General features: G+C 67.2%; 11 protein-coding genes. 5 read left to right on the top strand and 6 right to left on the bottom strand.

What is annotated here, in order from left to right:
- Positions 1 to 169 precede the first annotated feature (169 nt).
- A complete protein-coding gene (locus tag LC407_RS09165; protein ID WP_025874299.1) occupies positions 170 to 1,804 on the top strand; it encodes an NAD+ synthase in 1,635 nt (544 codons plus the stop codon).
- A 110-nt stretch (positions 1,805 to 1,914) separates the two neighbouring features.
- On the opposite strand, the gene LC407_RS09170 is transcribed toward LC407_RS09165, so the two are convergent.
- Positions 1,915 to 3,114, bottom strand: a complete 1,200-nt coding sequence (locus LC407_RS09170) for a lipase family protein (protein ID WP_223482706.1) — start codon at positions 3,112 to 3,114, stop codon at positions 1,915 to 1,917.
- A 155-nt stretch (positions 3,115 to 3,269) separates the two neighbouring features.
- Complete coding sequence (locus tag LC407_RS09175; protein ID WP_025874301.1) at positions 3,270 to 4,154, bottom strand: outer membrane protein assembly factor BamD; 885 nt, start codon at positions 4,152 to 4,154, stop codon at positions 3,270 to 3,272.
- A 113-nt stretch (positions 4,155 to 4,267) separates the two neighbouring features.
- Between LC407_RS09175 and rluD the strand changes: the two genes are divergently transcribed.
- Genes rluD through LC407_RS09190 form a run of 3 tightly spaced genes read left to right on the top strand, consistent with a single transcriptional unit; the run spans position 4,268 to position 6,449 of the window.
- Positions 4,268 to 5,257, top strand: coding sequence for a 23S rRNA pseudouridine(1911/1915/1917) synthase RluD (rluD, locus tag LC407_RS09180; RefSeq protein WP_099786121.1), 990 nt, complete (start codon positions 4,268 to 4,270; stop codon positions 5,255 to 5,257).
- Complete coding sequence (gene pgeF / locus LC407_RS09185) at positions 5,257 to 6,024, top strand: peptidoglycan editing factor PgeF (RefSeq protein WP_223482707.1); 768 nt, start codon at positions 5,257 to 5,259, stop codon at positions 6,022 to 6,024. Before rluD ends, pgeF begins: the two co-directional genes overlap by 1 nt.
- A complete protein-coding gene (locus LC407_RS09190) occupies positions 6,024 to 6,449 on the top strand; it encodes a thiol-disulfide oxidoreductase DCC family protein (RefSeq protein WP_223482708.1) in 426 nt (141 codons plus the stop codon). The genes pgeF and LC407_RS09190 overlap by 1 nt, the downstream gene beginning before the upstream one ends.
- Before the next feature lie 74 nt (positions 6,450 to 6,523).
- On the opposite strand, the gene otsA is transcribed toward LC407_RS09190, so the two are convergent.
- From otsA to LC407_RS09210, 4 genes are all read right to left on the bottom strand, one after another.
- Positions 6,524 to 7,888 (bottom strand): alpha,alpha-trehalose-phosphate synthase (UDP-forming), encoded by a 1,365-nt coding sequence (gene otsA, locus LC407_RS09195; protein WP_223482709.1) that lies wholly within the window; start codon positions 7,886 to 7,888, stop codon positions 6,524 to 6,526.
- Entirely contained in the window at positions 7,885 to 9,666 is a 1,782-nt protein-coding gene (locus tag LC407_RS09200) for a glycoside hydrolase family 15 protein (RefSeq protein ID WP_223482710.1), read from the bottom strand. The genes otsA and LC407_RS09200 overlap by 4 nt, the downstream gene beginning before the upstream one ends.
- A gap of 38 nt (positions 9,667 to 9,704) precedes the next feature.
- Positions 9,705 to 10,463 carry a trehalose-phosphatase gene (otsB, locus tag LC407_RS09205; RefSeq protein ID WP_088101059.1) on the bottom strand — a complete coding sequence of 253 codons (759 nt, stop codon included), beginning with the start codon at positions 10,461 to 10,463 and terminating at the stop codon, positions 9,705 to 9,707.
- Between the two features lie 166 nt (positions 10,464 to 10,629).
- Positions 10,630 to 13,062: a TonB-dependent receptor gene (locus tag LC407_RS09210; protein ID WP_223482711.1), complete on the bottom strand. Its 2,433-nt coding sequence runs from the start codon at positions 13,060 to 13,062 to the stop codon at positions 10,630 to 10,632.
- 240 nt (positions 13,063 to 13,302) lie between these two features.
- Here LC407_RS09210 and LC407_RS09215 point away from each other — a divergent pair, with 240 nt between their 5' ends.
- Positions 13,303 to 13,779, top strand: a complete 477-nt coding sequence (locus LC407_RS09215; protein WP_032975156.1) for a DUF3574 domain-containing protein — start codon at positions 13,303 to 13,305, stop codon at positions 13,777 to 13,779.
- Positions 13,780 to 13,813 lie beyond the last annotated feature (34 nt).

Below are 13,813 nucleotides of genomic sequence, written 5' to 3' on the forward strand. Positions count from 1 at the left end.
GGCTGCTTGAAACAGAAAGGCCGCCTCAGGGCGGCCTTTCTGCGTCTGGGCATCCGCCGGGCATGGCCCGGCGCTACCAGAATGGTCCACGCGGTAGCGCCGGGCCATGCCCGGCGAGCGCATGTCGCGGCGCTACAATGTGCGCATTGCAACCACAGGCTGGACCCTCATGGCTTCGATCCGCATCGCGATGGCGCAGTTCGACTTCCCGGTTGGCGATGTCGCCGGCAACACCGAGCGCATCATCGAGATGATCGGCCAGGCGCGCGATGAGTACGGCGCCGGGCTGGTGATGTTCCCCGAGCTGGCAGTCAGCGGCTATCCGCCGGAGGACCTGCTGCTGCGCCCGGGCTTCCTGTACGAGTGCGAGCAGGCGATGACCCGCATTGCTGCTGCGTGCCGTGGCATCACCGCCGTGGTCGGTTGGCCGCAGGCGGCCGGTGCGGTGGTCTACAACGCGGCCAGCGTGCTGCGCGATGGCCTGGTGGAGCAGACCTACCGCAAGCGCGAACTGCCCAATTACGCGGTGTTCGACGAGCGCCGCTACTTCGATGTCGACCCGGACGGTGGCAGCTGCGTGTTCGAGGTCGACGGCATCCCGGTCGGCCTGCTGATCTGCGAGGACCTGTGGTTCGCCGAGCCGCTGGCCGATACGGTGCGTGCCGGCGCGCAGCTGGTGGTGGTGCCCAATGCCTCGCCTTACGAGCGTGGCAAGCATGCCCAGCGTGACGCCGTGCTGGCTGCACGTACCCGCGAAAGCGGCGCGGCGATCGCCTACCTCAACGTGGTGGGCGGCCAGGACGCGCTGGTGTTCGATGGTGCATCGGTGGTGGCCGATGGCGATGGCACGGTGCACCCGGCCGCGGCGGCCTTCGTCGACCAGTGGCTGGTGGTGGACTACGACGGTGCTACCCGCCGCTTCCTGCCGCAGGTATGGATGGACGACGGCGACGAGAGCATGGATGCGCTGGCGTGGCGCGCGGTCACCCGCGGCATCCAGGACTACTGCAGCAAGAACGGTTTCAAGAAGGTGTGGCTGGGTCTGTCCGGTGGCATCGACTCGGCGATCGTGCTGGCCATGGCGGTCGATGCACTGGGCGCGGAGAACGTGACGGCGGTGCGCCTGCCGTCGCGCTATACCGCCGGCATGTCCAACGACCTGGCCGCCGAGCAGTGCGAGGCGCTGGGCGTGAAGCTGGAAGCCGTTTCCATCGAGCCGGCGTTCCAGGGCCTGATGCAGGCGCTGGCACCGATGTTCGAGGGCACCACGCCGGATGTGACCGAGGAGAATCTGCAGTCGCGCAGCCGTGGCGTGATCCTGATGGCACTGGCCAACAAGTTCGGTGGCCTGCTGCTGACCACCGGCAACAAGAGCGAGTACGCGGTCGGCTACGCCACCATCTATGGCGACATGTGCGGGGGGTACGCGCCGCTGAAGGACCTGTACAAGACCGAGGTGTTCGGCCTGTCCAAGTGGCGCAACACCGTTGGCGGTGCGCCGGTGATCCCGCCGGCGGTGATCAGCCGCCCGCCCTCGGCCGAACTGCGCGAAAACCAGACCGACCAGGATTCGCTGCCGGCCTACGACGTGCTGGACGGCATCCTGTACCGCTACATCGACCAGGAGCAGTCGCGCGCGGAGATCGTCGCCGCAGGCTATGACGCGGCGGTGGTGGATCGTGTGCTGCGGCTGGTGCGGATCAGCGAGTGGAAGCGCCACCAGGCCGCGCCGGGCCCGAAGGTCTCGCGCCGCGCGTTCGGGCGTGAGCGCCGCTACCCGATCAGCAACGGCTACAAGAGCTGAGGACCGGTCGCCGGGCATGGCCCGGCGCTACCGATGTTCGATGGATCCATCGGTAGTGCCGGCCGCTGGCCGGCAACCGGGTGTACCGCCCATCCACGCATGGCGTGGATCTACCGGGCTTCGTTGAGCAGTTGCTCCAGGCTGGCGGTTTCGGCGGCCTCGTCAAATTGGCTGTGCCCCAGCCGCGCACGCACGAATGCCAGGCCATCGGCCGCCGCTGCGTCCAGCGTGCCGCGATGGTCGACCGGGTATCGGCGGAATGCCACCGGTTCGCCGCGCAGGGCCAGACCGACGGCATACAGCAGGGTGGTGAGATAGGGCACGTCGCGATCCTCGCTGCCGTGGCCCAGCATCAACGGTTGGCTGAAGCCCCGCCGTGGCACGCCCAGATAGTCATGCAGCAGCGCCCAGATGCCCGGCACCGAGGTCAACGGTGCGCTGAACATTTCTCCCGTGTTCGCCCCTTCCAGGGTGGCTGCCAGCGGGCCCAGGCACTGCTGGCGCGCCAGCGCGACCCGTGCATGGCCTTCATCGCTGAGTACGCGTGCGATACGCGGCTCCACCTGCAGCAGGCCATCAAGCAGGTAGGCGTGATAGGCATTGAGCGCGCCCGGATTCGGCGTGCGGCTGTCCGGCTTCATCACCAGCGCAGTCAGTTCGACGGCCGTGGGTGTGCCGGTGGTGAAGCTGCCGCGGTACTGCAGCAAGGGTCCATAGGACGGTGCCAGATGGCCGGCAGTGAGTGCGGCAGCGCCACCCTGCGAATGGCCCACCGATACCCAACGCGGTGACAGCGTGGCATTGCCGAGGAAATGGCGGCTGGCCTTGATGAGATCGATGGCGTTGCGCGCGGAGGTGCGCACGTGCAGGTAGGCGTGGTCACCCGGGCTGCCCAGGCCTTGGTAATCGGCGGCGAGAACGGCATAGCCCTGTGCCAGGAACTGGTCGAGGAAGCGGCCATCGCGCTCGGGCTGATAGGGGCCGGATACCGAAGGCGCGCAGTGGTCGGCGATGCCCTGGGTGCCGTGGGCCCAGGATACGACCGGCCAGCCACCTGCCGGCGCAGGCCCGGCGGGCAGGTAGACCAGCCCGGTCGCCTCGGCCAGGCGTCCGTGATGATCGGGGGTGCGGTAGGCCAGCTTGTAGGCCTGCGCGGCCTTGGAGGGCACCCAGCTGGCGCGGTAGGGCGCGGCCGAGAGCAGGTCACCCGGCTCCGCCGCCAGCGCGACAAGGGGACTGGCGGCCAGCGCAAGCAGGGCGGTGACCAGCAGGGTCGGGCGCGGTCGGAACCGCAGGGACGATGAGGACATGTGGCGCTCCATGCAGGCCGGGATGGCCTTTGCGCCGCATTCTGGGAGCTGTCCTGCGCGCCGACTGCGATGGAAGTCGCAGTGATCGCCGGTTCGTAGCATTCCTAGCGGTGACGCCAGGCAAAAAAAAAAGGCCCCGTGCGGGGCCTCTTTTCTTACTTCTTTTCCATTCGCGCGTTGCGCTGGCCGGTGGCGGCGGACTTCTCGCCGGCAAACGGGTTCAGCTTGCGGATCATCCACGGGTACTTCGGCCACTTGCCTTCCAGCCACGGGTGATCCGGCTGGTTCAACTGCAGGACGCGGCGGGCGTCGTCGGCCAGGGTCTTGTTGCCCAGGTGGGTGTAGGACTCGGCCAGCACCGCCACGGCATCGTTCTGGAATGCGCTCTGCGGGTAGTTTTCCAGCAGGTAGTTGGCGCGACCGGCAGCCGAGACCCAGGCGCCGCGACGCACGTAGTACAGGGCATTGTCGAGCTCATGCTGGGCGAATACGTCACGCAGCACCAGCATCCGCTGGCGCGCATCGGCGGCGTAGCGGCTGTTGGGGTAGCGATCGACCACGATGTTGAAGTCTGAATACGCCTGATGCGGCGTGGACAGATCGCGGCGGCTTGCGTCCAACGACCATACGCGACGCAGGAAAACCGTATTGCGGTTGGAGTTGGCCAGGCCGCGCAGGTAGTACAGGTACGCGATGTTGCGGTGCGTCGGGTAGGTACGGATGAAGCGGTCGATGCTGGACACCGCGTCATCGTGCTTGCCGGCCTTGTACTGGGCATAGGCCGATTCGATCATCGCCTGCTCGGTGTACGGGCCGTAGGGATACTGTGCCACCAGGCGACGGAAGCTGGCTTCAGCGCCACTCCAGTTGCCGCCTTGCATCAGCTTGTGGCTCTTTTCGTAGAGCTGTTCGACCGGGGTGCCTTCATCAGGGCGATCGCCCTTGGTGCCGCGGTTGCAGCCAGTGGCGACGATGACCAGCACCAGCAGGAGGGCGGTCAGGCGGACGGGCGCGGAGAGCAGGACGGAGCGTCGGATCATGGGGTCAATGCGGGACGCGGCTGGAATACGAAGGGTCGATGATAGCCTAGTGTCCTGTCCAGCGACTGAAACCGGCTCGCCGGGACCCCAAAATTTCAAAGATGCCCCCTGCCATGTCTGAACAACCCTCCGAATCGGCCCGCCAGGCCGTTGTCCCCGACACCTCCGCCGGCCGTCGTTTCGACGCGGTCGTGGCCGAGCTGTTCCCCGAATACTCCCGCTCCCGCCTGACCGAGTGGATCAAGGCTGGCGACGTCCTGCTGGACGGCGCGCAGGCACGCCCGCGCGACGCACTGCGCGGCGGCGAGGTGGTCACCCTGCAGGTGGTGCTGGAAGCCCAGACCAGCGCCGAGCCGGAAGACATCCCGCTGGACGTGCTGTTCGAGGACGAGCACCTGCTGGTGATCAACAAGCCGGTCGGCCTGGTCGTGCACCCCGGTGCCGGCAACCACAGCGGCACCCTGGTCAATGCGCTGCTGTACCGCGACCCGTCGGTGGCGGTGCTGCCGCGCGCGGGCATCGTGCATCGCCTGGACAAGGACACCAGCGGCGTGATGGTCGTGGCCCGCACGCTGGAAGCGCAGACCGCACTGGTCGAGCAGCTGGCCGCCCGTGACGTGCACCGCCAGTACCTGGCCGTGGTGATGGGCGCGCTGGTGGCCGGTGGTACCGCAGATGCGCCGATCGACCGCCACCCGCGCGACCGCCTGAAGATGGGCGTGCGCGAGGATGGCAAGGAAGCGGTGACCCATTACCGCCTGCGCGAGCGCTTCCGTGCGCATACCGCGCTGGAATGCCGCCTGGAAACCGGGCGTACCCACCAGATCCGCGTGCACATGGCGCACCTGCGCCACCCGATCGTGGGCGATCAGCTGTACGGCGGTGCGCTGAAGCTGCCCAAGGGGGCCAGCGACGAGCTGGTGGCCGCGCTGCGCGGCTTCAAGCGCCAGGCCCTGCATGCAGAGACCCTGGAGTTCGTGCATCCGATCAGTGGTGAGCCGGTGCGCAACACCGCGCCGGCGCCGGCCGACATGCTGCACCTGATGAAGGTGCTGCGCGAAGACAGCGCGGCCTTCGCCGAGCGCGAGCGGGACCGCTGGTAATGACTACCGCGCTGCCGCTGCTGCAGGCTGATTGGCCGGCGCCCCCGGGCGTGCATGCACTGACCACGCGCCGGCATGGCGCGGGTATCTCGCCAGCGCCGTTCGCCCAGTTCAACCTGGGCAACCGGCATGCGGCCGACGGTGACACCCCAGCCAACGTCGAGCACAACCGGCAGCTGCTGCAGCAGGGCCTGGCACTGCCATCGGCGCCGCATTGGCTGCGCCAGGTGCACAGCAGCACCGTGCTGCGTTTCGGCGCGCCGCCGGTGGAGGGCGCCAGCGAACCGGTGGCCGATGCCGCGGTGACCTCGGTGCCCGGCGTTGTGCTGGCGATCCTCACCGCGGACTGCCTGCCGGTGGTGTTCGCCGCTGTCGATGGCAGCGAGGTGGGCGCCGCCCATGCCGGTTGGCGTGGCCTGGCCGACGGCATGCTGGAGGCCACCGTGGCCGCCATGCAGACGCCACCGGCGCAGCTGCGCGCGTGGCTGGGCCCGGCAGCGGGACCGGCCGACTACGAGATCGGCGAAGAGGTGTACCACGCCTTCGTCGGCCACGACGCGGCCGCTGCGGCGTCCTTCGTGGCGACCCGCCCCGGTCACTGGAAAGTGGATCTGTTCGCGCTGGCGCGACAGCGCCTGCAGGCCTCGGGCATGGAGCTGGGCAACATCCACGGCGGCACGGTCTCGACCATGGCCGATGCGGATCTGTACTCGCACCGTCGCGACCGCCGCACTGGCCGGATGGCGACGCTGGTGTGGATGGACTGATGCGGGGGGATCGCGCTGCGGGTGTAGAGCCTGGCGGCGTGATCGTCTTCGATGGCGTCTGCGCGTTGTGCAGCCGCTGGGTGCGTTTCCTGCTGCGGTTCGACCGGCAGGAACGCTTTCGCTTCGCGGCGATGCAGGGCGCGCAGGGCAGCGCGATGTTGCGCGCGCACGGCCTGGACGCGCACGACCCGACCTCGTTCCTGCTGTTGGACGGGCAGGGTGCGTGGACCGATACCGACGCGATCCTGCGCGTGCTGGCGGCACTGGGTGGTGGCTGGCGCCTGGCGGCCATACTGCGCGTGCTGCCACGCCGCTGGCGCGACGGGGCCTACCGCGTATTGGCACGCAACCGCTATCGCTGGTTCGGGCGCCATGACACTTGCTACCTGCCCACCCCGGAACAAGCCGCGCGGTTCCTCGATTAAGCGCCGCCGGGCGTAGCCCGGCGCTACCCCGTGCCCGGATCAATGTAGCGCCGGGCCATGCCCGGCGTGGGCGGTCAACCTTCCAAGGCTTCGAGGTAGCTGCGGCGCCAGTGGTTGATGTCGTAGGTGCGCAGGTGTTCCATCATCGCGTGCCAGCGTTCCTTGCGCCGGTGCAGCGACATCGTCGCCGCAGTGGCGATGGCATCGGCCACGCCGTCCAGATCATGCGGATTGACCAGCAGCGCCTGCTTCATTTCATCGGCGGCGCCGGCCAGCAGGGACAGCACCAGCACGCCGGGATCTTCCGGATCCTGCGAGGCAACGTATTCCTTGGCCACCAGGTTCATGCCATCGCGCAGCGGGGTCACCAGGCCGACAGCGGCGGCACGGTAGAAGCCGGTCAGCGTGCCGTGGCTGAAGTTCTGGTTGACGTAGCGCAGCGGTGTCCAATCCGGCTCGGCATGGCCACCATTGATGTGGCCGGCGATCTGCTCCAGCTGGCTGCGCAGTTGCCGGTATTCGGTGACATCGCCGCGCGAGACCGGTGCGATCTGCAGGTAGGTGAGCGAGCCGCGCTGGTCGGGATGGCGCTGCAGGTAGCGTTCGAAGCCGAGGAACCGTTCGGGCAGGCCTTTGGAATAGTCCAGGCGATCCACGCCGATGGCGAGCTGGCGGTCGCGCAGGCTGCTGCGCAGGTTCTTCACGGCCGCCTTGCTGGCTGCGGTGCTGGCCTGGCGGGCGATCAGCTCGGTGTCGATGCCGATGGGGAATGCCGCGGCTCGGAAGTGACGTCCGCCGGGCGCTTCGAGCTTGCCGTTTTCGAGTACCCGGCCACCGCCGAACAGGCGCAGGTAGGTCTGGAAGCGATCGGCATCGCGCTGGGTCTGGAAGCCGACCAGATCATAGGCATACAGCGCCGAGAACAGCCGCAGATGATCGGGCATGGCCTGCAGCAGGTCGGCCGAGGGCATCGGGATGTGCAGGAAGAAGCCGATGCGGCAGCCGATGCCGCGCTCGCGCAGCATCGCGCCGAGCGGAATCAGGTGATAGTCGTGGATCCAGACGATGTCGTCTTCGCGCAGCAGTGGGGCCAGCTTGTCGGCGAACAGTGCATTGACCCTGTGGTAGGTCTCGCGGGTGCCGCGGTCGTAGTCGACCAGGTCCAGGCGGAAGTGCAGCAGTGGCCACAACGTGCGATTGGCGAAGCCGTTGTAGTAGCCATCCACATCGCGCTTGGCCAGGTCCATGGTGACGTACTGGATGTCACCGTCACGCTGTTCGTGCAGCGTGCCACTGGCCTCGCGCACGCTCTTGCCACTCCAGCCGAACCACAATCCGCCGCGTTCCTTCAGTGCCGCCAGCAGGCCCACGGCGAGGCCACCGGCGCGGTTCTCGCCGGGCACAGCCACGCGGTTGGATACGATGACAAGACGGCTCATGAGGCCTCCTGCCAGGAACGCGACAGGCGCATGGCCGCAGTGATCAGGCCAACATGCGAGTAGGTCTGCGGGAAGTTGCCCCAGGCTTCACCACCGTCGAAGGCAAGGTCTTCCGACAGCAGGCCAAGATGGTTGCGTTGCTGCAACAGTGATTCGAACATGTCGCGCGCCTCATCCATGCGGCCGATGGCGGCGAGCGCATCGATGTACCAGAATGTGCAGATGGTAAAGCTGGTTTCCGGCTCGCCGAAATCATCCGGCGCGATGTAACGGTACAGCGCGTTGCCGTGCTTGAGGTCGCGGCCGATGGCCTCGACGGTGGCGACGAAGCGTGCGTCGTTGGCGTCGATGAAGCCGATGTCGGCCAGCAGCAGCAACGAGGCATCCAGGCGATGGCCATCGAAGGTATCGGTGAAGTGGCCGAGCTCCTCGCTCCAGGCTTTTTCCATGATGCGTGTGTGGATGGTATCGGCACGCTCGCGCCAGTACTGTGCACGGTCATCACGCTTCAGGCGCACGGCGATCTTGCACAGGCGATCACACGCCGCCCAGCACATCGCGCTGGTGTAGGTATGCACTTCGGTGCGGCCGCGGAATTCCCACAGGCCGGCATCGGGCACGTCGTGCAGTGCGAACGCCTGTTCACCCAGCGGTTCGAGCCGGGCAAAGGTGTGGCTGTCACCCGGATCCTGCAGGCGGCGGTCGAAGAACAGCTGGGTGGAGGCCAGCACCACGCTGCCGTATACATCGTGCTGGCGCTGTACCCAGGCCAGGTTGCCGCGCCGCACCGGGCCCATGCCGCGGTAGCCGGACAGGCTGGGCACTTCGTCCTCGTCCAGCTTGGCTTCGAAGCCGATGCCGTACAGCGGCTGCAGGGTGCCGTCGGTGGTGGCCAGGTTGAAGATGTAGCCGAGGAACTGCTCCATCGTGCGGGTGGCGCCCAGACGGTTCAACGCACGCACCACGAAGGCGGCATCGCGCAGCCAGCAGTAGCGGTAGTCCCAGTTGCGCACGCTGCCGGGCGCTTCCGGAATCGAGGTGGTCATCGCTGCGATGATCGCGCCGCTGTCCTCGTACTGGCAGAGTTTGAGGGTGATCGCACTGCGGATCACCGCGTCCTGCCATTCCAGCGGGATGGACAGGTAGCGCACCCATTCGCGCCAGTAGTCGCGGGTGCGCTGGAACGCTTCCTGCACGTAGCCGCTGATGGAGCGGTTGAGCGATTCATCCACGCCCAGGATCAGGTGGATGGGATGGTTGAGCACGAACGGCAGGCCATCACGTACGAAGCGCACCGGCACATCGGTGGTCAGGCGCAGCACATGCTCGGGCAGGATCCAGCGCACGTGGTTGCTGCCCCAGGTGGACTCGGGCACGCGCGCGCCCCAGTCGGCCAGAGGTCGTGCGCGGATCACGATGCGCGGGCTGCCGGACAACGGTCGCACCTGGCGAATGAGGCTGACCGGCCGGTAGAAACGGTCGTTCTGGCGCCAGCGCGGGGCGAAATCGAGGATTTCCAGCGCGCCGCCATGCGCATCGCGCAGCACGGTGCGCAGGATCGCGGTATTGGTGAGGTATTCCTGTTCGCTGCCGGCGAAGTCCTCCAGCTCGATGGCGAAGTCGCCGCCGGTCTGCTGGTTGGGGCTGAGAAGGGCACAGAAGGTCGGGTCGCCGTCGAAGGTCGGCAGGCAACTCCATACAACACGGGCGTGTTTGTCGACCAGGGCGCCGAAGCTGCCGTTGCCGACCACGCCCAGATCAAGATCGGGTTGGGTCATCACGCGGTACATCTCGGTTGCGGCCGTGGGGGCCGGGGTCAATACGCATTCTCACGCAGCCAGGCGTGCACGCTGCGTATGTCGGGCAGCGCGAACACCGCCGCGCTGGGTTCACGTTCGCCGATCAGCACGCTCCAGCCATGCAGGCCATTGGCCGCATCGAAGCCGAATTCATCGGTCAGGTCATCGCCGAGGAACACCGGCAGACGACCACGGAACGGCAGGTACTGCATCAGCCGACGTACGGCTCGGCCTTTGTTGGTAGCCACCGGGACGAATTCGACGACATGGTCGCCCGGCTGCAGGCGATAGCTGGCACGGCCGCGAACATGGCGGTCGGCGAAGGCGCGCACATCGTTGGCTGCATGCGGCGCGCCACGCCAGTGCAGGGCCAGGCCTACGCCCTTGTTCTCTACCAGTACGCCGGGGTGGCCATGGGCGAAACGCATGGCTTGTTGATGAAGCGCATGCAGCCAGTCGGCGGTGTCGTCACCATGCTCATCGCGTATCACGTGCCCGTCCTGCGCACGCAGTTCGTGGCCATGCAGGCCCGCAGCGGGAAGCTTGAGCGGCGCGAACAACTGGTCCAGCTGTTCAAGCGGGCGACCACTGACCAGTGCCACGGCACCTTCCAGGCGATCGCTGATGCGGCCGATGGCTTCACGCACATCGGGGAGAAGCTGCACGGCGTCGGGGCGTGCAGCGAATTCGATCAGGGTGCCATCCACATCGAGGAACAACGCGCAGGCGTCGTCCAGCAATGGAGGTGGCGGACGCAGGGGGAGCGGTTCAGCCATGGCGACCACCATGCCAGCGGCGGCGTGTACGCGGGGTCGAGGTCAGGCTACGGCTGGTGCGGACCAACGGTCCGCACCCACCCGGCGGGTGCCGGCGCACCCACCCGCAGCGATCCATCGCGTCCCGGTGGGTGCCGACCGTTGGTCGGCACGTTGTTCGCAGCAATCAGAACGTGTAGCGCACGCGACCGTAGTAGTACGCACCGTTGCTGCCGATCGGCGACAGCACGTCGTAGGGCAGGTTGCCGAAGTAGTGGATGTCCTCGTTGGAGCGATCCGGGTAGTTGTCGGTCAGGTTCTGCCCACCGATGGCCACGCTCCACTGCGGGGTGATGCGGTATTCCACTTCCGCATCCAGCTGCCACTCGGCCTGGTAGGTCTGGCGCGGAATGTAGCCATCACCGAAGTTGAATACGCGGGTCGCGCTGCCGTAGCGGTTCACCCGGCTGCTCAGCGACCAGCGGTCGTTGCTCCAAGCGGCTGAGAAACTGCCACGGGTGCGCGGGGTGGCGTCGGTCAGCGTATTGGTCTCTTCGATGCCGAACAGCACGTAGTCCGGGTCCAGCGCCTGCAGCTGCGCCGGTGTGGCCAGCACGTTCTTCAGCGTGGTCTTGGTGTAGGCGTAGGTGCCGGTCAACAGCAGCTGGCCATCGCCCAGCGACTGCCGCCAGTTGCTCACCAGCTCGGCGCCGCGGGTGCGCGTGTCGGCGGCGTTGACGAAGAAGCTGGCGCTCTGCAGGCCGCCGACGCCGTAGTTGGTGGCCACGTAATCGGTCAGCGCATCGCCGGTGATGCTCTCGGACAGTGCGATGCGGTCGTCGATGTCGATCTGGAAGAAGTCCAGCGACAGGTCGAAGTGCTCGCCGATGCGGCTGGTGAAGCCGAGCGAGGTGTTCAGCGACTTCTCCGGCTTCAGGTCCTGCGCACCCAGGCCACGGGCGATGGGGTTGTTGACCGAGAGCAGGCGGCCCTGCACCAGCTGACCGCCGGCGTTGTAACCGGTGGAGGTGGATTCGTAGCCGATCTGCGCCAGCGACGGTGCGCGGAAATTGTTGGAGATCGCGCCGCGCAGGGCGAATGCCGGGGTGAACTCGTAGCGCAGTCCGAGCTTGCCGGTCAGTTCGCCGCCGAAGTCATCGCTGTGCTCGTAGCGCGCGGCCAGGTCGGTGGAGAATTTTTCGCCGAACTGGCTGGACAGGCTGGCGTAGGCGCTGGCCACATCGCGTGACAGGGTCGCCGCGTCCTGCGGAGTCAGGCCACCGCCTGCCTGCGAGCCGGTCGGACGATCCGTGTACGGGCCGGCGGCGTAGCTGGCCGGGTCGCCTGGACGGGTCTGGTAGCGCTCGTGGCGGGCTTCGGCGCCCAGGCCCAGGGTGTGGCTGATGCTGTCGCTCTGCGAGAACACGCGGCTCAGGTCGAAGTTGCCCACGGTCTGCGCGTACTCGTAGTCCGCGGTCTTGAAGCGGGTCGGGCTGGTCGGGCCCAGCGAGGCATTCAGCGAATCGCGCAGACGATAGGTGAAGTCGTTCTGGCCGTAATCCAGGCTGCCGTCATAACTCCATTCACCCCACTGCCCACGGATACCGGCCACCGCCTGCACGTCGCGGTTCTCGCCTTCGGAGATCGGCCGGTAGCCATTGGGGTAGACCTCCTTCCAGTTGGCATCGCCATCGGGATAGCGGAAGTAGTTCGCGCCTTCGGTATCACGCTGGTTGAAGGTACCGAACGCATAGAACGTCGCGGTCTTGCCCACCGGAATCTCGGTGTTCAGCCACAGATTGATGTCCTTGCTGGCGCCATCGCCGAGCACGTAGTTGCGCTTGCCTTGCAGGGCAAGATTGGCCTCGGTCTGGTCCCACGGCGGAATCTGGTCGAAGCCGGCGCGGTTGGTGCCGTTGCGCTTCTTGTATTCCAGGCCGACGCGCAGGAAGCCGCCGTCTTCGCCCAGCGAGGTGCCGACCTTGGCACTGAGGTTGCCCGTCTGGCCGTCGGTGAGGGTGCGGCCGATCGGCTTGAGGTCGGTGTGGTTGGCGCCGTAGCTGGCTTCGATCTCGCCGCCGTCGCCGCCGTTGTCGAGGATCACGTTGATCACGCCGGCCACGGCATCGGAGCCGTACAGCGCACCGGCGCCATCGCGCAGTACTTCGATACGCTTGATGGCGCTGACCGGGATTGCGTTGAAGTCGACCGGGGTGGTGCCCTTGCCGATCTTGCTGTCGGTGTTGACCAGCGCGGTGTGGTGGCGGCGCTTGCCGTTGACCAGCACCAGCACCTGGTCCGGCGACAGCCCGCGCAGCTGCGCGGCGCGCACGTGGTCGGCGCCGCCGGAGTTGGACTGGCGGGGGAAGTTGAACGAGGGCAGCAGGGCCTGCAGGGCGCTGCCCAGCTCGCCATTGACCACGCCGGCCTTGCGGATGTCCTCGGCGGTCAGCACGTCCACCGGCGACGTGGATTCAAGCACGGTGCGGTCGGCGGCGCGGGTGCCGGTGACGATCACCGTGTCCAGGTTGGTGGCGGCGTCCTGGGCCGAAGCCAGGGCGGGGGACAGGGCGAGCGCGATGGCGAGGCCGAGCGGCGACGCGGACAGGCGGGGGGACATGCGGACTCCAGCAGCAACGACGTGGGGAAGGGGGGGGGAGATAGTTTCACTTACATCCATCCGGATGAAGCGATATATTATCTTGGCGTGAGGAGGCGGTGCGATGCAAGTCCCGGCTCCCATCGCATCACTTCATGCCCTGCCCGCATGAGGGCATTGGTTGCAGCCGCAACCGAGGCGCAGGTGTACCCTCCGTGCCCCTTCGTCGTGCTTTTTCCCCTTCCCGGAGTGCTGTTCCCGATGAAACACCTTGGCCTTGTCTTCGCCGTGCTGCTGGCCACCAGTGGCTGCGCCAGCCTGTCCTCCAAGGCGCCCAGCGCCTATGCCACCACCGCCGACCTGCAGGGCGACGCCGCGCGTCCGTCCAGCGGCCACGGCTGGGTGCGCAGCGAGCTTTATTTCGGCGTGGGCGAAGAGCAGGGCGCCGGTGACCGCCCGCAGGCCGACACCATCAGCGATGCCCAGTGGCGCGCGTTCCTGGACAAGGAAGTGACGCCGCGCTTCCCGGACGGCCTGACCGTGTTCGATGCCTACGGCCAGTGGCTGTTCCGTGGCGATGCCTCCCCGAACCGCCTGCGCACCAAGGTGCTGGTGGTGCTGCACGAGGACAGCCCGCAGCGCCGCGCCGACATCGAAGCGATCCGTCTGGCGTGGAAGCAGCAGACCAGGCACCAGTCGGTACTGTGGTCGCGGCAGGCGGTTGACGTATCGTTCTGACCTGGACGCGCCACCGTGGCGCTGCAGGGAATGA

Source organism: Stenotrophomonas sp. OVS01A (assembly GCF_019969775.1).
GTDB lineage: Bacteria > Pseudomonadota > Gammaproteobacteria > Xanthomonadales > Xanthomonadaceae > Stenotrophomonas > Stenotrophomonas indicatrix.